This is a genomic window from Microbacterium sp. LMI1-1-1.1, assembly GCF_040815675.1.
Taxonomy (GTDB): domain Bacteria; phylum Actinomycetota; class Actinomycetes; order Actinomycetales; family Microbacteriaceae; genus Microbacterium.
Genome location: NZ_JBFPNN010000001.1, coordinates 1,232,603 through 1,251,376, shown reverse-complemented (window position 1 = coordinate 1,251,376; position 18,774 = coordinate 1,232,603). Strand labels below are relative to the sequence as shown.

The window sequence follows — 18,774 nt, the reverse complement described above, 5'->3', positions numbered from 1 at the left end:
CTGAAAGCATCTAAGCGGGAAGCCGGCCTCAAGATGAGACTTCCATACCTTCGGGTGAGAGGCTCCCAGCCAGACTACTGGGTTGATAGGCCGGATGTGGAAGCGCAGTAATGCGTGAAGCTGACCGATACTAATAAGCCGATGACTTGATAACACACCGTTTTTGGTGCTTGCGTCCACTGAGTGGTTCTCGATGTACGGTCGGGAACACAACAATGAAATAGTCGTTGTTGGTTTTTGAAACATCAATAGTGTTTCGGCGGCCATAGCGAGAGGGAAACGCCCGGTCACATTCCGAACCCGGAAGCTAAGCCTCTCAGCGCCGATGGTACTGCAGGGGGGACCCTGTGGGAGAGTAGGACACCGCCGGACTTCTTCAACGAAATGGCCACCCAACGCTGGGTGGCCATTTCGCATTTACAGGCACATTTGCCGGAGGAAGGACTGACATGTCGTCGGACGACACGAATGCACGCAGGGATGATCGGGAACGTCGCAACGACGGTCCCCGGAAGCGTGATTCGGACTCCGATCGTCGGTCCCGCCCGTCCGGCGACCGGCCGTTCTCCGCAAACGGTCGTCCGCGTCGCGACGGCGACAGCGCGGGTCGTCCGCGTCGCGACGGTGACGCGCGTCCGTTCCGTCGTGACGGTGACGCCGCTGGCCGGCCGCGTCGCGACGGTGACGCGCGTCCGTTCCGTCGTGACGGTGAGGGCGGTGACCGTCCGCGTCGTGACGGGGATCGTCCCTTCCGGCGGGAAGGCGACTCCGCGGGGCGTCCGCGCCGCGAGGGGGAGGCCCGTCCGTTCCGTCGGGACGGAGAGAATGCCGGTCGTCCGCGTCGCGACGGCGAGGCGCGTCCCTTCCGCCGCGACGGTGACACCGCCGGTCGTCCGCGTCGAGACGGCGACGCTCGTCCCTACCGCCGCGACGGTGACACCGCCGGTCGTCCGCGTCGAGACGGCGACGCTCGACCGTACCGCCGTGACGGGGAGAACGCCGGTCGTCCGCGCCGCGACGGTGACAGCCGTCCGTTCGGCGGCGGCGACCGTCGGTCCACGGATCGACGTCCCGGCGCGGGAGCCCCTCGCCGCTTCGAGGGCGATGACCGCCGCGCCACGCGTCCGCCGCAGGACCAGCGCGAGCGCGGTCCCGAGCTCCCCGAGGAGATCACCGCGCGTGACCTCCCCGGTGCCGCCCGGAACGAGCTCAAGACGCTGAGCAAGGAGAACGCCGACACCGTCGCGCGTCACCTGGCGATGGCCGGCCGACTCATCGACGAGGACCCGGCGCTCGCGCACGAGCACGCCCTGGCCGCGTCCCGTCGGGCCGGTCGTGTCGCGGTCGTGCGCGAGACCGTCGGCATCACGGCCTACGCGGTCGGCGACTTCGCCCTCGCGCTGCGCGAGCTGCGCACCTACCGCCGCATCTCCGGTTCCGACGAGCAGATCGCGCTCATCGTCGACAGCGAGCGGGGCGTCGGCCGGCCCGACCGCGCGCTCGAGGAGGGGCGCACCGTGGACCGGTCGACGCTGTCGACCTCGGCGCGGGCACACCTCGCCATCGCCATGTCGGGGGCCCGCCTCGATCTCGAGCAGCCCGAGCGCGCCCTGCAGGAGCTCGACATCCCCGAGGCCGACCCGGACCGCGCGTTCGAGTGGAGCCCCGAGCTGTTCGCCGCGCGCGCGGCCGTCCTCGAGGAGCTCGGCCGTGACGACGAGGCCGCCACCTGGGCGCGTCGCGCGACCGTCGCCGCGGAGGCCCTCGACGCGGCCAACGGCGTCGCGGACCGCGAGGTCATCGTCGTCGAGGAGATCGACGTCATCGACGACGACGGGGGAGTGGACGTGGCATCCGGTGTCGTCGTCGACGACGAGCCCGAGGACGCGACCTCCGACGAGGAGCCCTCGGACGGCCCCGCCGAGCCGGAGGAGGACTCGTCCGAACCGCTCGACGAGGGTGACGGCGCGGCCGCCGACGAGACGCGGGGCGACGCGGCGTCGGACGAGACGCCGGTCGACGAGACGCGGGTCGACGATGCCTCGTCGGACGAGGAGGACCACCGGTGATCTTCGGCCGCAAGCCCGCGCCGCCGACCCCGCTCGACGGCGTGGACGTGCTGCTCGCGGATCTCGACGGTGTCGTGTACGCGGGACCCGGCGCGCTGCCACACGCCGTCGACAGCCTCAACCGGGCCACCGCCGGCGGCGTCCGCCTCGGATTCATCACCAACAACGCCTCCCGCACCGACGTCTCCGTCGCAGAGCACCTCACGTCCTTCGGCCTGACCGTCACCGCCGAGGACGTCGTCACGAGCCCCCAGGCCGCGATGCGGCTGATGCGGGACCTCGTGCCGGCGGCATCCACTCTCCTCGTCGTGGGAGGCGAAGGGCTCGTCGTCGAGGTCGAGAAGGCCGGCTACACGGTGACGCGCAGCGCGGACGACTCCCCGGCCGCGGTCGTGCAGGGGTTCGCGCCCGAGGTCGGCTGGGCGCAGCTGGCCGAGGCCGCCTACGCGCTGGCGACGCCGCCCGAGGAGGGAGGCATCCCCTGGGTCGCGACGAACACCGACTGGACCATTCCGCAGGCGCGGGGGATCGCGCCGGGCAACGGCACGCTCGTGTCCGCCGTGCACACCGCCGTCGGCCGCCTCGCCACCGTTGCGGGCAAGCCCGAGCGAGCGATCTTCGACGAGGCCGTGACGCGGACGGGTGCGCGCGCGCCGCTGTTCATCGGCGACCGGCTCGACACCGACATCCAGGGCGCGCGGGCGGCCGAGATGACCTCCGTGCTCGTGCTGACCGGCATCGACCGTCCCAAGCAGGTGCTCGCGGCGCCCAAGAACCAGCGTCCGGACTACATCGTCGAAGACCTCCGGCAGCTGTTCGAGCCGTACCCCGAGACGATCGTCAAGGGCGACCGCACCCGGGTCGGCGACGCCGTCGTCGAGATCGACGGGGTCGACCTCCGCATCGTCTCGGAGGGGGATCGTCAGATCGACCTGCTCCGCGCGGGAGCGGCGGCGATCTGGAACTCCGGGCGGGCGATCTTCGGATTCCGCGTCCCGGAGAAGCTGTACGCCGACCCGTTCCGGGTGGGGCGCCGCGGCTAGCATGGGCGGCATGTCCGACAGCGTCCCCGCCCCCGACCCTGAGCTGACCGACCGGCTCCGCGCGATCGAGGAGCAGCCGCTGGCGGACCGGGCCGTCGCCTACGCCGCGCTGCACGACGAGCTCGTCGCGCGCCTGGAGTCCGGACCCGACGGCATCGCGACGACCGCCCGATGAGCGCCCGACTCGACGCCGAGCTCGCCGCGCGGGGGCTCGCGCGCTCCCGCACGCACGCAGCCCAGCTCATCGCGGACGGGCTGGTCAGCGTGGACGGGCGCCCGGTCGTCAAGCCGTCGGTGAAGGTCGAGGCATCCACCTCCCTCGTCGTCGCCGGCGCCGACCATTACGTCAGCCGCGGCGCGCACAAGCTGATCGCCGCGCTCGACGCGTTCCCCGTCGACGTGACCGGACGCGTCGCCCTCGACCTCGGGGCGTCGACGGGAGGGTTCACGCAGGTGCTGCGCGAACGCGGGGCCCGCAACGTGCTCGCGGTGGATGTGGGACACGGGCAGTTGTCCCCAACCGTGGCATCCGACCCGGGTGTCGTGTCGGTCGAGGGGTATAACGTGCGGTTCATGACGCCCGAGACCCTCGCCGCCGCGACCGGTGTCGACGAGCGACCGACCGTGGTGACGGGGGACCTGTCCTTCATCTCCCTCACGCACGTGCTGCCCGCCGTCGCGGCCACCGCCGCGCCGGAGGCCGACGTGATGCTGCTCGTGAAGCCGCAGTTCGAGGTCGGCCGCACGGCGGTCAAGGGCGGCCTCGTGACCGACCCGGCCCTGCGCGCCGACGCGGTGACCGGCGTGCTGTGGGCGGCGTGGGACGCGGGCCTGCGTACGGCCGGGCTGATCGCCTCGCCGATCGCCGGCACGCACGGCAACCAGGAGTACGTCGCGTGGTTCTCGGCCGGTCGCGGCAGCGATCCGTCAGAATGGGTGAGCACCGTGACCCGACTGACCGGAAGCCGATGACCCCCAGCGACCGCAACATCCTCCTCGTCGTCCATGCGCGCCGCGACGACACCGTCCAGGCGGCGCAGCGCATCATCTCCGCCGTCCGCGGCGCCGGCGCGACCCCGGTCGTCGCAGCCGACGACCGCCCCGAGCTGGCGGAGCGGCTGCCGCTCGACGGTGTGCGCACGCTGGGCGTCGACGTGGACCTCGACGACATCGAGCTGGCCATCGTGCTCGGCGGCGACGGGACGATCCTGCGCGCGGCCGAGATGGTCCGCGGGGGAGCGGCTCCCATCCTCGGCATCAACATGGGGCACGTCGGCTTCCTCGCCGAGATCGAACGCGACGACATGGACGACGCCGTCCGCCGCGTGATCGCGCGGGACTACCAGGTGGAGGAGCGTCTCGCGCTGGCCGTCCGGGTCCTGGATGCCGATGACCGCATCATCTTCGAGACGTGGGCCCTCAACGAGGCGACCGTCGAGAAGGCGAGCCGCGAGCGGATGCTCGAGGTCGTCATGGAGGTCGACGGCCGACCGCTGTCGTCGTTCGGATGCGACGGCGTCGTCATCGCGAGCCCGACCGGCTCCACCGCCTACAACTTCTCCGCCGGTGGTCCCGTGGTGTGGCCGACGGTCGAGGCCATCGCCGTCGTGCCGCTGTCGGCCCACGCGTTGTTCGCCCGCCCGCTCGTCGTGAGCCCCGACGCCGTCGTCGCGATCGAGGTGCTCGAGCGCACGAGCGGGAGCGGCATCCTGTGGTGCGACGGGCGTCGCTCGCACGAGCTGCCCCCGGGTGCCCGCGTCATGGTGCGGAGGTCATCGCGACCGGTTCGCCTCGCGCGTCTGCACCCGGCCGCGTTCACGGACCGTCTCGTCCGCAAGTTCCGCCTTCCCGTCACCGGCTGGCGCGGCTCGGTCGGAGGCGCGTCGTGATCGAGGAGATGCGTCTGCACGACCTCGGCGTCATCGCCGACGCCACGCTGCCGATCGGCCGCGGCTTCACCGCGATCACCGGTGAGACCGGCGCGGGCAAGACCATGGTCGTCACCGGTCTCGGGCTGCTGCTGGGGCAGCGCGCGGACTCGGGAGCCGTCCGTTCCGGCGCGGCCCAGGCCGCCGTCGAGGGCGTCTGGATCGTGCCGGAGGACGGCCCGGTCGCCGAGCGCGTCCGCGAAGCCGGCGGAGCGGTCGAACCCGTCGGCGGCGGAGCGGCGGAGCTGTACCTGGGCCGCACCGTGTCGAGCGAGGGGCGCGGGCGCGCCACGGTCGGCGGCCGGACGGCCCCCGCGGGGGTCCTGTCGGATCTGGCCGACGCCCTCGTCGTCGTCCACGGACAGTCGGACCAGCTGCGGCTGAAGAGCTCGACGGCGCAGCGCCAGGCACTCGACCGCTTCGGCGGCGAGACCGTCACGACTACGCGCGAGCGGTACCGCACCGCCTGGGACGCGTGGCGCGCTCTCGATGCCGAGCTGACGACGCTCGAGACCGACCGCGACGACCGCGCCGCCGAGGCGGAGCGGCTGCGCGCCGCGATTGCCGAGATCGAGGCGGCCGCACCTGTCCCCGGCGAGGAGGACGAGCTCTCCCGCCGAGCCGAGCGCCTCGCCAACGCGGAGGAGCTGCGGGTGGCCGCCGCCACCGCGCACGCCGTGCTGTCGAGCGACGACGAGGGTCCGGACGTCGTCACGCTCCTCGCCGAGGCGCGACGCGCCCTCGAGCGGATCGCCGACAGCGACGCCGCCCTCGGGACCATCGGCGAGCAGGTCGCCGACCTCGGGTACCGCGCCGCGGACGTCGCCGTCGCCCTCTCGGGCTATCTCGCCGACCTCGACGAGTCGGGACCGCACGAGCTCGCCGCCGTCGAGGAGCGGCGCTCGGTCCTGGCGGGTCTGGCCCGCACGCACGGCTCCGTCGACGCGGCGCTCGACCTGTTGGCATCCGGTTCCGCGCGCCTCATGGAGCTCGACGACGACGGCGACCGGATCGCGCGGCTGACGGCCGACCGCGACGCCGCCGCCGCCGAGCTCGACGCCGCGGCCGAGGACCTCACCGCGGCCCGCCGCGAGGCCGCGGAGCGGCTGGGAGCGGCCGTGACCGAGGAGCTGCACGCCCTCGCGCTCCCCGACGCCCGTCTCACCGTCGACGTCTCCCCGGCCGCCGCCCCCGCGGGCCACGGTCGCGACGACGTGGCCATCCTCCTCGCCCCGCATCCGGGCGCCGACCCGCGGCCGGTCTCTCGGGGGGCGTCCGGCGGCGAGCTCAGCCGCGTCATGCTCGCGATCGAGGTCGTCATCGCCGGGGTCGACCCGGTGCCGACGTTCGTGTTCGACGAAGTGGATGCCGGGATTGGCGGTGCGGCGGCCATCGAGGTCGGTCGCCGTCTGGCGCGCCTCGCCGAGTCGTCGCAAGTGATCGCGGTCACGCACCTCGCACAGGTCGCCGCGTTCGCCGGCAACCACCTGACCGTCGTCAAGGGCAACGACGGCTCCGTCACGGCATCCAGCGTCCGCCGCCTGGACGGAGCGGAGCGCGAAGCCGAGATGGCGCGCCTGCTGTCGGGGCTCAGCGACTCGGACGCCGCGCTCACGCACGCGAGGGAGCTGCTCGCCACCGGGCGCGCACGATGACGACGCGGACGACGAACGGGGGCGCGCGGTGTCCGCGGGCCCTCGGTCGCTGATAGGATCGAAGCCCGTGATGCAGACTTCGGACGCGGGACATTCAGACGACACCACGGCATCGACCTTCACCACGAAGCACATCTTCGTGACCGGAGGGGTGGTCTCCTCTCTCGGGAAGGGCCTGACGGCGGCGAGCCTCGGCAACCTCCTCACGGCGCGGGGTCTCCGCGTCGTCATGCAGAAGCTCGACCCCTACCTCAACGTCGATCCGGGAACGATGAACCCGTTCCAGCACGGCGAGGTCTTCGTGACCGACGACGGGGCCGAGACCGACCTCGACATCGGCCACTACGAGCGCTTCCTCGACATCGAGCTCAGCCAGGCGGCCAATGTCACCACGGGGCAGATCTACTCCCAGGTGATCGCACGCGAACGGCGTGGCGAGTATCTCGGCGACACCGTGCAGGTCATCCCGCACATCACCGACGAGATCAAGCGCCGCATGCGCCTGCAGGCGAGCGAGCAGCCGCAGCCCGACGTGATCATCACCGAGATCGGCGGCACGGTCGGCGACATCGAGTCGCAGCCGTTCATCGAGTCGGCGCGGCAGATCCGCCACGAGCTCGGCCGCAAGAACGTGTTCTTCGTCCACGTCTCGCTCGTGCCGTTCATGGGCGCCTCCGGTGAGCAGAAGACGAAGCCGACGCAGCACTCCGTCGCGGCGCTGCGCTCCATCGGCATCCAGCCCGACGCCCTCGTCCTCCGGAGCGACCGGCCCGTCACCGAGTCGAACAAGCGCAAGATCGCGCTCATGTGCGACGTCGACGAGGACGCGGTCGTCAACGCCGTCGACGTGCCGAGCATCTACGACATCCCGACGATGCTGAACGACCAGGGTCTCGACGCCTACATCGTCGACGCGCTCGACCTCGACAAGGCCGCGGACGTCGACTGGTCGCGCTGGCAGCGTGTGCTGCAGGCCGTCCACAACCCCAAGCACGAGGTCACGATCGGCCTCGTCGGCAAGTACATCGACCTGCCCGACGCGTACCTCTCCGTCACCGAGGCCATCAAGGCCGGCGGGTTCGGGCAGGAGACGCACGTGAAGATCACGTGGATCCCCTCCGACCTGTGCGAGACGCCCGAGGGTGCGGCGAAGGCCCTGTCGGTCGTCGACGGCATCATCGTCCCCGGCGGCTTCGGCATCCGCGGCATCGAGGGCAAGCTCGGCGCGCTGCGGTTCGCCCGCGAGCAGGGCATCCCCACGCTCGGCATCTGCCTCGGCCTGCAGTGCATGGTCATCGAGTACGCGCGGACCATCGCCGGTCTCGAGGGCGCCTCGTCCAGCGAGTTCGACCCCGACACCGCGCACCCGGTCGTCGCGACGATGGCCGAGCAGGTCGACATCCTCGAGAGCGGCGACCTCGGCGGCACGATGCGCCTGGGCCTGTACCCCGCTGCACTGGCCGAGGGCTCGCTCGCCGCGGAGGTGTACGGCTCGAGCAGCATCTCGGAGCGACACCGTCACCGCTACGAGGTCAACAACGCCTATCGTCAGCAGCTGAGCGACGCCGGCCTCGTCTTCTCGGGTCTGAACCCCGACCTCGACCTCGTCGAGTTCGTGGAGCTGCCCCGCGACGTGCACCCGTACTACATCGCCACGCAGGCGCACCCCGAGCTGCGCTCGCGCCCGACGGAGCCGCACCCGCTGTTCCGCGGTCTCGTCGGGGCGGCGCTCGACCGTCACCGCTCCAGCGAGCTGTTCGACGTCGAGGAGGACTGATGGCCGACGAGCTCCGGGACGAGCGGGTCGACCTCGACGTCGTCTCGACCGAACGCGTCTACGAGGGCGCGGTCTGGGACGTGCGGTCCGACACCGTCCGATACGGCGACGGCGAGATGACTCGACAGTACGTCGAGCACCCCGGTGCGGCGGCCGTGGTCGCGATCGACGACGAGGGTCGGGTCGTCCTCGTCCAGCAGTACCGTCACCCCATCAAGGAGCGCGACTGGGAGATCCCGGCGGGGCTTCTCGACGTCGCGGGGGAGCCGCCCCTCGAGACCGCGAAGCGGGAGCTGACCGAGGAGGTCGACCTCGCGGCGGAGCGGTGGCAGCACCTCGTGTCGATGCACACCACGCCCGGGGGCAACGACGAGGTCGTGCACCTGTACCTCGCACGCGGGCTCTCCGACGCGACGACGGACTTCGAGCGCGAGCACGAGGAGTCCGACATGCGCGTGGAACGCGTGCCGCTGGCCGACGTGATCGACGGGGTCCTGGCGGGACGCCTGCGCAACGGCATCCTGGCCGTCGGGGCGCTCGCCGCCGCCGAGGTGCTGCGCCGCGAGGCCGCGTCGGCCTGACGTGGAGCTCGAACGGGCGGTCGAGGCATACGTGCGCCACGTCGCGCTCGAACGGGGTCTCTCCGACCACACCGTCGCGGCCTACACCCGCGACCTCGCCGGGTACGTGACGTGGCTGGGCGACCGCGGCATCCATGACAGCGCCGCGATCACGCCCGGCCTCGTCGCGGACTTCGCCGCGGAGCGCGCCGCCGCCGACCCGCCGCCGGCGGCGACGTCGCTCGCGCGGCTGCAGTCGTCGGTCCGCGGGCTGCACCGCTTCCTCGTCCGGGACGGCATCGACCTCGACGACCCGAGCGCGCGCCTGCGGCCACCCAAGACGCCGAAACGCCTGCCGAAGGCGCTCACCATCGCGCAGGTGGAGCAGCTCCTGGATGCCGCGGGCCCGACCCCCGGGACGGAGGACGCGAGCGCGGCCGATCCCGCCGCCGTTCGGGACCGGGCTCTGCTCGAGCTGCTGTACGCGACGGGCGCGCGCGTGTCCGAGATCGTCCAGCTCGACGTGGACGACACCGCGTACGGCGACGTGCTGCGCGTCCGCGGGAAGGGCGGGAAGGAACGCGTCGTGCCCGTCGGCTCGTACGCCCGTGCCGCCGTCGACGCCTACCTCACGCGCGTGCGTCCCGCGCTCGCCGCGAAGGGACGGGCCACGCCGCGGCTGTTCCTCGGCGTCCGCGGCGCGCCGCTGTCACGGCAGAGCGCCTGGCTCGTCCTCCAGGCCGCGGCGGAGCACGCCGGCCTGACCGCGCACGTCTCGCCGCACACACTGCGTCACTCCTTCGCGACGCACCTCCTGCAGGGCGGGGCGGACGTCCGCGTCGTCCAGGAGCTCCTCGGTCACGCCTCCGTCGCCACGACGCAGATCTATACGCACGTCTCGGTCGACGCCCTGCGGGACGTGTACGCCGTGTCCCATCCGCGCGCGCGCTGACGCCGCGGCACCCGTTCCGTCGTCGCCGTCGTGCGGAAGTTCGGACGACACGCCGGGGGCGGTGACCTCGGCTGCGGCGTGTCGGTCGGGGAGTCCGCAGGACGGTTCGGGGGAGGGATGCCGCCCGGTGGCGTTCAGGCCGTTGAACGCAATCGCTGGGCGATTTCACAGGTTGGGGCATCGTGCCCCAGAATGAGCGCACCAGCACCACGTCGACCCGACCAGCCCGGAGTGCACCCGATGAACACCCGAACCCGACTCGTCCTCAGCACCGTCCTGCTGACCGGAGCCGTTGCGCTCAGCGGCTGCTCCATCGTGCAGAGCATCATCCCCACGTCGTCGCAGCCGGTCCGCGACGCCGGCACCGGGGAGGTCACCGAGGAGGTGGCCAACGGCGACGTCTTCTCGCTCCGCGTCGGCGACTGCCTCAACTCCACCGAGCTCGGCGTCGACACCGAGGAGATCCAGTCGGTCCCGATCGTCCCGTGCTCGGGCGCGCACGACGACGAGGTGTACTCCGCCTACCTCATGGACGACGGCGAGTACCCCGGCGCGGACGAGACCACCGAGCAGGCCTCGGCTGCGTGCGAGACCAAGTTCGACACCTTCATCGGCCTGTCGTACCAGGAGTCCGAGCTGGACTTCTGGCCGATGACCCCGACCCCGCAGTCGTGGGCCGAGGGGGACCGCGAGGTCCTGTGCATCGCCTTCGACCCGGTCGGCAAGGTCACCGGCACGCTCGCGTCAGCCCAGCGCTGACCCGACCGACGGATCGCTCCTCCGGTTCAACGCTCCGTCGGCCCGGGCCGATCCCGGCCGGCGGAGCGCGACCGACTCGACGACGGGTCCGCCCGCGTGGTCTCCCGGCCCGGCGACCCGCGGCGGCTAGACTCGGCAACGTTATGGCGAAGGCAGGAGCGACGGTGTCGGCGAGCACGAAGGGGACGGCGAAGGCCGCCCGAGGCGCGGACGAGGTCATCCTCGGGCCGACGGGGCGTCCCTACCAGGGGTTCGCCACTCCGCCGAAGCTGGAGGGTCACGGGCCGGCGCGCATCATCGCCCTCTGCAACCAGAAGGGCGGCGTCGGCAAGACGACGACGACCATCAACCTCGCCGCCGCGCTCGCCGGGTACGGCCGCCGCGTCCTCGCGATCGACTTCGACCCGCAGGGGGCGCTCTCGGCGGGGCTGGCGATCCAGCCGCACGACGTGCCGACCATCTACGACCTGCTCCTCGACACCAAGCGCGACCCGCGCGAAGCTGTCGTCCACACGCGCGTCGAGGGGCTCGACGTCATCCCCGCCAACATCGACCTGTCGGCGGCGGAGGTGCACCTCGTCAACGAGGTCGCCCGCGAGACGATCCTGGCCCGCGTGCTGCGCAAGATCGCGCCCGACTACGACGTCATCCTCGTGGACTGCCAGCCGTCGCTCGGTCTGCTGACCGTCAACGCCCTCACCGCGGCCCACGGCGTACTCATCCCGCTGGAGTGCGAGTTCTTCGCCCTCCGCGGCGTCGCGCTGCTGATCGAGACCATCGACAAGGTGCGCGACCGCCTCAACCCGGCGATCGAGCTCGACGGCGTCCTGGCCACGATGTACGACCCGCGCACCCTGCACTCGCGCGAGGTGCTGGAGCGCGTCGTCGACGCCTTCGGTGACGACGTCCTCGAGACGGTCATCGGCCGCACGGTCAAGTTCCCCGACGCCTCGGTGTCCGGGATGCCGATCACCGAGTTCGCGCCCGAGCACGCCGCCGCCCAGGCCTACCTGCGGTTGGCGCGGGAGCTGGTCGCCCGTGGCGCCGTCGCCTGAGGACGCCGACACCATCACGCCCGCGGGTGACACCGCGCCGCCGGTCGAGACGGAGGACGCCGACACCATCACGCCCGCGGGTGACACCGCGCCGCCGTCGGAGACGGCGGACGGGTTCCGTGTCTCGCTCCCCGTCTTCGACGGCCCGTTCGATCTGCTGCTCAACCTGATCTCGCAGCACGAGCTCGACATCACCGAGGTCGCCCTCAGCCGCGTCACCGACGAGTTCATCGCCTACCTCCGCGCCCTCGGCCCGGAGGGGGACCTCGACGAGGCGTCCGAGTTCCTCGTCGTCGCCGCGACGCTTCTCGACATGAAGGTCGCCGGGCTCCTGCCGCAGGGCGAGCTCGTGGATGCCGAATCGGTGGCCCTCCTCGAGGCGAGGGACCTGCTGTTCGCCCGACTGCTGCAGTACCGCGCCTTCAAGGAGGTGTCGTCCTGGTTCGCCCGCTGCCTGCAGCGCGAGGACCGGCGCCACGCCCGGTCGGTGCGTCTCGACGAGAAGTACCGCAGCGCCGCCCCGGAGCTGCGGTGGACGCTCAGCGCCGACGACTTCGCCGCGCTCGCCGTGGTCGCCATGACCCCGACCGAGCTGCCGACCGTCGGACTCGACCACCTCCACGCACCCCTGGTCAGCATCCGCGAGCAGGCCGCGATCGTCGTGACGCTGCTGCGCGGCGCGGGGAGCCTGAGCTTCCGGGAGCTCATCGCCGGGGTCGCGCAACCGGGTGTCGTCGTCGCCCGTTTCCTGTCGATCCTGGAGCTGTACCGGCACGCCGCCCTCAGCTTCGAGCAGCTCGAGCCGCTCGGCGAGCTCACGCTGCGCTGGACCGCCGAGCGCTGGTCCGAAGAGAACCTCGCCACCTTGGGAGCCGACTATGACCGATGACACCCTGACCGACGACGCGCCGACCTCCGACGGGGCGCCGGCAGGGGCGGCATCCATCGCCCGTCGCCTCGAGGCGATCCTGCTCGTCGTCGAGGAGCCGCAGAGTCTCGTGAGCCTCGCGGCGGCCGTGGGCGCCCCCGTCGCGGCGGTGCGCCAGGCCGTGGAGGGGCTCGTCGCCGACTACGACGGCGAGACCGGCGGACCCCGGCGCGGCTTCGAGCTGCGGGAGGTCGGCGGCGGCTGGCGGCTGTACGTCCGCGAGGAGCACGACGACGTCGTCAGCGAGTTCGTGAACACGCAGGCCCCGTCCCGGCTGTCGCAGGCCGCGCTGGAGACTCTGGCCGTCATCGCCTACAAGCAGCCCGTGACGCGCGGGCAGGTGGCATCCATCCGCGCCGTCAACGTCGACTCGGTCGTCCGGACGCTCCTGGCCCGGGGGCTCATCACCGAGGTGTTCACCGACGCCGACACCGGGGCCATCCACTACGGCACCACCGACGCGCTGCTGGTGAACCTGGGCATCAACTCCCTCGACGAGCTGCCGCGGATCTCGCCGCTGCTCGACGACGGGGCAGACGGATTCGAAGGAGAGGTCGTGCGATGAGCACTGCGAACGACGAGGGCGTACGCCTGCAGAAGGTCCTGGCCAACGCGGGGGTGGCCTCGCGCCGCGTCTCGGAGCAGATGATCGTCGAGGGGCGCGTGCGCGTCAACGGCGAGGTCGTGACCGAGCTGGGGTCGCGCATCGACCCGGAGCGAGACCTCGTCGACGTCGACGGCGTGGCCGTGCAGCTGGACGCCTCGAAGCGCTACGTCATCCTGAACAAGCCGACCGGCGTGGTCAGCTCCATGAACGACGACCGGGGCCGTCCCGACCTGCGCCGCTTCACGAAGGACTGGGAGGAGCGCCTGTTCAACGTCGGACGATTGGATGCCGACACCTCGGGGCTCCTCGTGCTGACCAACGACGGCGACCTCGCGCACGTGCTCGCGCACCCCTCGTTCGGGGTGACCAAGGTGTACATCGCCAAGGTCGAGGGCCAGGTGCTGCCGCAGACCGTCCAGCGCCTCCTCAAGGGCGTCGACCTGGAGGACGGCCGGATCGCGGCGGACAAGGCGCGCCTGCTCGACGCCTCGCGGGGCGAGAGCCTGGTCGAACTGACCCTGCACTCGGGCAAGAACCGCATCGTCCGGCGGATGATGGCCGAGGTCGGCCACCCGGTCGTGGAGCTGGTCCGACGGCAGTTCGGCCCGCTGCACCTGGGAACTCTCCCGGTGGGCAAGGCGCGGGAGTTGACTACAGTAGAACGCGGCGCCCTCCTCACGCTGTCCCGTCAGGACGACAGCACCGCGGCCGATCCGGCCGAATGATCCTCCGGGGTGCCGTGCGGCGCCCCCGGCGCTGCGATGGGCAGCAGGAGACCCGATGACCGAGACGAACGGAACGTCCGCGCGCGCGGAGGCGCCTCTGGCGACCCGGACGAGCGGCACCGTGCGCGTGGTCGGCTCGGGACTGCTCGGCGCGAGCATCGGTCACGCGCTGACCGCGCTCGGCGTCGACGTCGTCCTCGCCGACACCTCGCCGTCGCAGCTGCGCCTCGCCATCGACTACGGCGCCGGCCGCGCCGAGCGCGACGACGACCGGCCCTCCCTCATCGTCGTGGCCGTGCCGCCCGACGTGACCGCCGACGTCGTGCAGCGCGAGCTGGCGGCGTTCCCGGATGCCATCGTCACCGACGTCGCGAGCGTGAAGCTCGAGCCGTTGCGCACGCTGCGCTCCCGCGGCGTCGACCTCACCCACTACATCGGGTCCCACCCCATGGCCGGTCGCGAGCGCGGGGGAGCGATCTCCGCCCGCGCGGACATCTTCGTCGGACGGCCCTGGGTCGTCTGCCGCGACGGCGAGACCTCCGCGCACGACCTCTCGCTCGTGGAGGGTCTCGCCCTCGACCTCGGCGCCACGCTCATCGAGATGACGCCCGAGGAGCACGACGAGTCCGTCGCTCTCATGTCGCACGTGCCGCAGCTGGTCGCGAGCCTCCTGGCCGGCCGCTTCGTCACCGCGCCCGACGGCTCGCTGCGCCTGGCGGGGCAGGGCGTCCGCGACACCACCCGCATCGCGGCATCCGCCCCCGAGCTGTGGGTGCAGATCCTCGGCGCGAACGCCGCCCCGGTCGTCGAGGTGCTCGACCGGCTCGCGACGGACCTCTCCGACGTCGCGGCCGCGCTGCGCGACCCCGACGTGCCCGGCGCCCGCCGCACTATCGCCGACACCATCCGCCGCGGCAACGAGGGCGTCGAGCGCCTTCCCGGCAAGCACGGCCAGAACCGCCGCTTCGACACCTTCGTCGTCATGGTCGACGACACCGCCGGACAGCTCGGCCGCCTCTTCGGCGAGCTCGGCGACCTCGACGTCAACGTCGAAGACCTGCGTCTCGAGCACTCGCCGGGGGCTCCCTTCGGCCTGGCCGAGATCAGCGTCGTCCCCGACGCCGTCCGCCGAGCCACCGACGGGCTCCAGCAGCGCGGATGGCGGATTGCGAGCACCACCCATGACTGACGCCTCCGAGCCGATCACCAAGCCCGCCGCCGGCGGGGTGGCATCCTTCCCCCTCGTCGTCGCCATCGACGGCCCCGCCGGGAGCGGCAAGTCGAGCATCTCGAAGGCCACCGCCGGTCGCCTGGGCTACGGCTTCCTCGACACCGGCGCCGCCTACCGGGCCCTCGCCTGGCACGCGCTGTCGCACGGCACCGACACGTCGGACGCGACCGCGGTGCTGGAGGTGTTCGGCGACTTCGACTACGCCATCTCGCTCGACCCGGCCGACCGCTGGGTGCGCGTCGGCGGGACCGACGTGACCGCGGCCATCCGCGAGCCGCGCGTGACCGAGGCCGTCAGCGGCGTCGCCCGGGTCGGAGCCGTACGGCACGCCGTCAACGACATGTTCCGCCGACTCGTGGCATCCGCGGGTCTTCCGGGGGTCGTCGTCGAAGGACGCGACATCACCACCGTGGTGTTCCCCGACGCCCCCGTGCGGATCCTGCTGACAGCGGCGCCCGAGGTGCGCGCCGCGCGCCGCAGCGCCGAGCTGACGGACCAGGATGCCGCCAAGGTCGCCGCCGCCCTGCACAAGCGGGACGCGGCCGACTCCACGGTCGTCGACTTCCTCACCGCCGCCCCCGGCGTGCAGGTGGTCGACTCGACCCACCTCGATTTCGAACAGACCGTCGACGCCGTGCTGGACGTCGTCGACAACACGATGGGAGCCCGCGATGGGCGTTGAAGACGAATACGAAGGCGGGCCCGACCAGCTCGCCGAGAAGATGGAGCAGCTCGACGAGGTGCTCGCCGAACAGCGGGCGGAGGCGCTGCGCGCCGGCCTCGAGGACTTCGACCTCGACGAGGACGACGCCGCGCTGCTCGCCGGTCTCGCGTCCGGCGAGGGCGGCATCGAGTTCCTGCCGGCCCTGCCGGTGGTCGCGATCGTCGGTCGCCCCAACGTCGGCAAGTCCGCGCTGGTGAACCGCATCCTCGGCCGCCGCGAGGCCGTCGTGGAGGACACCCCCGGCGTCACCCGCGACCGCGTCACCTACAAGGCCGAGTGGCTCGACCGCCGCTTCTCGCTGGTGGACACCGGCGGCTGGGAGCCCGACGCCCGCGGCATCGACCGCTCCGTCGCCGCGCAGGCGGAGGTCGCGATCGACCTGGCCGACATCGTGCTGTTCGTCGTGGATGCCACGGTGGGCGCGACCTCGACCGACGAGCACGTCGTGCGTCTGCTGCGCAAGAGCAAGAAGCCCGTCTTCCTCATCGCCAACAAGGTCGACGACGCCCGTCAGGAGCCCGAGGCCGCGGCCCTGTGGAACCTCGGCCTCGGCGAGCCGCACCCCGTCTCGGCCATCCACGGCCGCGGCGTGGCCGACCTGCTCGACGAGATCATGAAGGTGCTGCCGGAGGTCTCGGCGGTGGCGAAGTACGAGATCGGCGGCCCCCGCCGCGTGGCGATCCTCGGCCGTCCCAACGTCGGCAAGTCCTCGCTGCTGAACAAGGCCGCCGGGGAGGAGCGCGTCGTCGTCAACGAGCTCGCCGGGACCACCCGCGACCCCGTCGACGAGGTCGTCGAGCTCGGCGGCAAGCTCTGGACGCTCGTCGACACCGCCGGCATCCGTCGTCGGGTGCACCTGTCGCAGGGCGCCGACTTCTACGCCTCGCTGCGCACCTCGACGGCGTTGGAGAAGTCCGAGGTCGCCGTGGTCGTGCTCGACGTGTCGCAGCCGATCAGCGTCCAGGACCTCAACATCATCGACCTCGTGCTCGAGTCGGGCCGCGCGCTCGTGCTGGCGTTCAACAAGTGGGACCGCCTGAACGACGACGACATGGAGAACCAGGACCGTCGCCGATACCTCGAGCGCGAGATCGAGCAGGACCTGGCGCACGTGACGTGGGCGCCGCGCGTGAACATCTCCGCCCGCACCGGGCGCCACCTCGACAAGCTCGTCCCTGCGCTCGAGACGGCCCTGGAGTCCTGGGACCAGCGCATCCCCACCGGCAAGTTCAACGCGTTCCTGTCGGAGCTCGTCGCCGAGCACCCGCACCCGCTGCGCGGCGGCAAGCAGCCCCGCATCCTGTTCGGGACGCAGGCGGCCACCCGCCCGCCGACCTTCGTGCTGTTCACGACCGGGTTCCTCGACCCGGGCTACCGCCGCTTCATCCAGCGGCGCCTGCGCGAGATCTACGGCTTCGAGGGAACGCCGATCGTGCTGAACATGCGCATCCGCGAGAAGCGTCAGCGCTGAGGTCTGCGGACGCCCCGGCCCCCTGAGGGTCGGGGCGTTCGTGCGTTGTGCGTGCGCGCGTCCGCGGGTGCGTTCCCCGCCGTTCGCGGCGCGGGGGGTGCGGGGGCAGGCGGGGCGGCCGGGACAGGGCGTTTCGCGGCCGTTCCGCCTGTTGCGGGCGCGGTGCCTGTTTTCGGTGCGTGGGAGTTCCCGGTTCGCTGCCCGTCCCGGGCGCGGTGCCTGTTCCCGATGCGTGGGAGGGCGGAGGGATGCCACGGCTCACGGCGGTATGTGTCGCGGGTCGGCGCCGCCGCGGGTGACGTGTGCCAGGCTGGACGCGATGACGATCCAGCCTCCCGCCCCGGGTGAACCGCGGCGTCCCCACGGGCCCCGCGACCCCGGCGACGCGTGGGTCGTCGCGCCCACCGGCGAGAAGTACTGGGGACGTTTCGGCGCGGCCGGCCTCCTCGCCCTCGACGCGGACCGCGGCGTGCTGCTGCAGCACCGCGTGGCCTGGAGCCACTTCGGCGACACGTGGGCTCTTCCGGGCGGCGCGCGGCACGAGGGCGAGTCCGCTCGCGACGGCGCGCTCCGCGAATCGGGGGAGGAGGCGGGGGTGCCCGTCGACGCCGTGCAGGCCCGGTTCGAGAGCGTCCTCGACGTCGGCATCTGGTCGTACACGACCGTCGTCGCCGACGTCACGGCCCCCTTCGAGCCGGTGATCAGCGACCCGGAGAGCGTCGCCCTCGCGTGGGTCCCCGTCGACGAAGTGGACGACCTGCCGCTGCATCCCGGGTTCGCTGCCTCCTGGCCGTCCCTGCGCGCCGCACTCGCCGTCCGCCCCGCCGTGGTCGTCGACGTCGCGAACGTCATGGGCTCGGTGCCCGACGGCTGGTGGAAGGACCGCTCCGGCGCCGCGGAACGCCTCCTCACGCGCCTGTCCGCGCTCGCCGTCTCCGGAATGGATGCCACGGCCCTCGGTCTCACCGCCACCCGCTGGTTCCCCTTCGTCATCGCGGTGCTGGAGGGCGACGCGAAGGCCGCCGATGTTCACGCCGATCTCGTCCGGGTGGTCCGCGCCCCCGGCTCGGGAGACGACGCGATCGTCGACGCGGTGCGCGACCTCGATCCGTCGTGGCATCCCGTCGTCGTCGTGACGAGTGACCGCGGCCTCGCGGCCCGCGTCGAGGCCCTCGGCGCGACCGTGCACGGCACGCGCTGGCTGCTCGACCAGCTGTCCTGACCCCGCGCTCGCGGGTCCGTCGGACCGCAACTCGCAGAATCGCGCGTTCCTCGCAGAGTTCCGGCGGG

General features: G+C 72.2%; 18 protein-coding genes and 2 rRNA genes. All 20 read left to right on the top strand.

What is annotated here, in order from left to right:
• Positions 1 to 154: ribosomal RNA gene (locus MRBLMI1_RS05910) — 23S ribosomal RNA — on the top strand; the annotation flags it as partial.
• 101 nt (positions 155 to 255) lie between these two features.
• Positions 256 to 372: ribosomal RNA gene (gene rrf / locus MRBLMI1_RS05905) — 5S ribosomal RNA — on the top strand.
• Positions 373 to 1,259: 887 nt separating this feature from the next.
• Positions 1,260 to 2,069 (top strand): hypothetical protein, encoded by an 810-nt coding sequence (locus tag MRBLMI1_RS05900; RefSeq protein WP_367727519.1) that lies wholly within the window; start codon positions 1,260 to 1,262, stop codon positions 2,067 to 2,069.
• Complete coding sequence (locus MRBLMI1_RS05895) at positions 2,066 to 3,112, top strand: HAD-IIA family hydrolase (protein ID WP_367727518.1); 1,047 nt, start codon at positions 2,066 to 2,068, stop codon at positions 3,110 to 3,112. The genes MRBLMI1_RS05900 and MRBLMI1_RS05895 overlap by 4 nt, the downstream gene beginning before the upstream one ends.
• Positions 3,113 to 3,122: 10 nt before the next feature.
• Positions 3,123 to 3,287, top strand: coding sequence for a hypothetical protein (locus MRBLMI1_RS05890; protein WP_367727517.1), 165 nt, complete (start codon positions 3,123 to 3,125; stop codon positions 3,285 to 3,287).
• On the top strand, positions 3,284 to 4,084 hold the full coding sequence (locus MRBLMI1_RS05885) for a TlyA family RNA methyltransferase (RefSeq protein ID WP_367727516.1): 801 nt from the start codon (positions 3,284 to 3,286) through the stop codon (positions 4,082 to 4,084). The genes MRBLMI1_RS05890 and MRBLMI1_RS05885 overlap by 4 nt, the downstream gene beginning before the upstream one ends.
• Entirely contained in the window at positions 4,081 to 5,001 is a 921-nt protein-coding gene (locus tag MRBLMI1_RS05880; protein ID WP_367727515.1) for an NAD kinase, read from the top strand. Before MRBLMI1_RS05885 ends, MRBLMI1_RS05880 begins: the two co-directional genes overlap by 4 nt.
• On the top strand, positions 4,998 to 6,695 hold the full coding sequence (gene recN / locus MRBLMI1_RS05875; protein ID WP_367727514.1) for a DNA repair protein RecN: 1,698 nt from the start codon (positions 4,998 to 5,000) through the stop codon (positions 6,693 to 6,695). Before MRBLMI1_RS05880 ends, recN begins: the two co-directional genes overlap by 4 nt.
• Before the next feature lie 70 nt (positions 6,696 to 6,765).
• Positions 6,766 to 8,472, top strand: a complete 1,707-nt coding sequence (locus MRBLMI1_RS05870; protein ID WP_367727689.1) for a CTP synthase — start codon at positions 6,766 to 6,768, stop codon at positions 8,470 to 8,472.
• Positions 8,472 to 9,053, top strand: a complete 582-nt coding sequence (locus tag MRBLMI1_RS05865; RefSeq protein ID WP_367727513.1) for an NUDIX domain-containing protein — start codon at positions 8,472 to 8,474, stop codon at positions 9,051 to 9,053. The genes MRBLMI1_RS05870 and MRBLMI1_RS05865 overlap by 1 nt, the downstream gene beginning before the upstream one ends.
• A gap of 1 nt (position 9,054) precedes the next feature.
• Positions 9,055 to 9,984: a site-specific tyrosine recombinase XerD gene (locus MRBLMI1_RS05860; RefSeq protein WP_367727512.1), complete on the top strand. Its 930-nt coding sequence runs from the start codon at positions 9,055 to 9,057 to the stop codon at positions 9,982 to 9,984.
• 240 nt (positions 9,985 to 10,224) lie between these two features.
• On the top strand, positions 10,225 to 10,743 hold the full coding sequence (locus tag MRBLMI1_RS05855) for a septum formation family protein (RefSeq protein WP_367727511.1): 519 nt from the start codon (positions 10,225 to 10,227) through the stop codon (positions 10,741 to 10,743).
• A 143-nt stretch (positions 10,744 to 10,886) separates the two neighbouring features.
• On the top strand, positions 10,887 to 11,798 hold the full coding sequence (locus MRBLMI1_RS05850) for a ParA family protein (RefSeq protein WP_367727510.1): 912 nt from the start codon (positions 10,887 to 10,889) through the stop codon (positions 11,796 to 11,798).
• A 13-nt stretch (positions 11,799 to 11,811) separates the two neighbouring features.
• Entirely contained in the window at positions 11,812 to 12,687 is an 876-nt protein-coding gene (locus tag MRBLMI1_RS05845; RefSeq protein WP_414685809.1) for a segregation and condensation protein A, read from the top strand.
• Positions 12,677 to 13,291, top strand: coding sequence for an SMC-Scp complex subunit ScpB (scpB, locus tag MRBLMI1_RS05840; RefSeq protein ID WP_367727509.1), 615 nt, complete (start codon positions 12,677 to 12,679; stop codon positions 13,289 to 13,291). Before MRBLMI1_RS05845 ends, scpB begins: the two co-directional genes overlap by 11 nt.
• A complete protein-coding gene (locus MRBLMI1_RS05835) occupies positions 13,288 to 14,058 on the top strand; it encodes a pseudouridine synthase (protein WP_367727508.1) in 771 nt (256 codons plus the stop codon). The genes scpB and MRBLMI1_RS05835 overlap by 4 nt, the downstream gene beginning before the upstream one ends.
• 55 nt (positions 14,059 to 14,113) lie before the next feature.
• Positions 14,114 to 15,247, top strand: a complete 1,134-nt coding sequence (locus MRBLMI1_RS05830) for a prephenate dehydrogenase (RefSeq protein ID WP_367727507.1) — start codon at positions 14,114 to 14,116, stop codon at positions 15,245 to 15,247.
• On the top strand, positions 15,240 to 15,971 hold the full coding sequence (gene cmk / locus MRBLMI1_RS05825; RefSeq protein ID WP_367727505.1) for a (d)CMP kinase: 732 nt from the start codon (positions 15,240 to 15,242) through the stop codon (positions 15,969 to 15,971). Before MRBLMI1_RS05830 ends, cmk begins: the two co-directional genes overlap by 8 nt.
• The gene (gene der / locus MRBLMI1_RS05820) at positions 15,961 to 17,484 is read left to right on the top strand and encodes a ribosome biogenesis GTPase Der (RefSeq protein WP_367727504.1); all 1,524 of its coding nucleotides are present in this window, start codon (positions 15,961 to 15,963) and stop codon (positions 17,482 to 17,484) included. Before cmk ends, der begins: the two co-directional genes overlap by 11 nt.
• Positions 17,485 to 17,803: 319 nt before the next feature.
• A complete protein-coding gene (locus MRBLMI1_RS05815) occupies positions 17,804 to 18,706 on the top strand; it encodes an NUDIX domain-containing protein (RefSeq protein WP_367727503.1) in 903 nt (300 codons plus the stop codon).
• Positions 18,707 to 18,774 lie beyond the last annotated feature (68 nt).

Coding starts and splice junctions, on each gene's coding strand:
- MRBLMI1_RS05900 (WP_367727519.1), top strand. CDS start 1,260: ATGGCCGGCCGACTCATCGACGAGGACCCGGCGCTCGCGCACGAGCAC.
- MRBLMI1_RS05890 (WP_367727517.1), top strand. CDS start 3,123: ATGTCCGACAGCGTCCCCGCCCCCGACCCTGAGCTGACCGACCGGCTC.
- MRBLMI1_RS05885 (WP_367727516.1), top strand. CDS start 3,284: ATGAGCGCCCGACTCGACGCCGAGCTCGCCGCGCGGGGGCTCGCGCGC.
- MRBLMI1_RS05880 (WP_367727515.1), top strand. CDS start 4,081: ATGACCCCCAGCGACCGCAACATCCTCCTCGTCGTCCATGCGCGCCGC.
- MRBLMI1_RS05870 (WP_367727689.1), top strand. CDS start 6,766: ATGCAGACTTCGGACGCGGGACATTCAGACGACACCACGGCATCGACC.
- MRBLMI1_RS05865 (WP_367727513.1), top strand. CDS start 8,472: ATGGCCGACGAGCTCCGGGACGAGCGGGTCGACCTCGACGTCGTCTCG.
- MRBLMI1_RS05855 (WP_367727511.1), top strand. CDS start 10,225: ATGAACACCCGAACCCGACTCGTCCTCAGCACCGTCCTGCTGACCGGA.
- MRBLMI1_RS05850 (WP_367727510.1), top strand. CDS start 10,887: ATGGCGAAGGCAGGAGCGACGGTGTCGGCGAGCACGAAGGGGACGGCG.
- scpB (WP_367727509.1), top strand. CDS start 12,677: ATGACCGATGACACCCTGACCGACGACGCGCCGACCTCCGACGGGGCG.
- MRBLMI1_RS05835 (WP_367727508.1), top strand. CDS start 13,288: ATGAGCACTGCGAACGACGAGGGCGTACGCCTGCAGAAGGTCCTGGCC.
- MRBLMI1_RS05830 (WP_367727507.1), top strand. CDS start 14,114: ATGACCGAGACGAACGGAACGTCCGCGCGCGCGGAGGCGCCTCTGGCG.
- cmk (WP_367727505.1), top strand. CDS start 15,240: ATGACTGACGCCTCCGAGCCGATCACCAAGCCCGCCGCCGGCGGGGTG.
- der (WP_367727504.1), top strand. CDS start 15,961: ATGGGCGTTGAAGACGAATACGAAGGCGGGCCCGACCAGCTCGCCGAG.
- MRBLMI1_RS05815 (WP_367727503.1), top strand. CDS start 17,804: ATGACGATCCAGCCTCCCGCCCCGGGTGAACCGCGGCGTCCCCACGGG.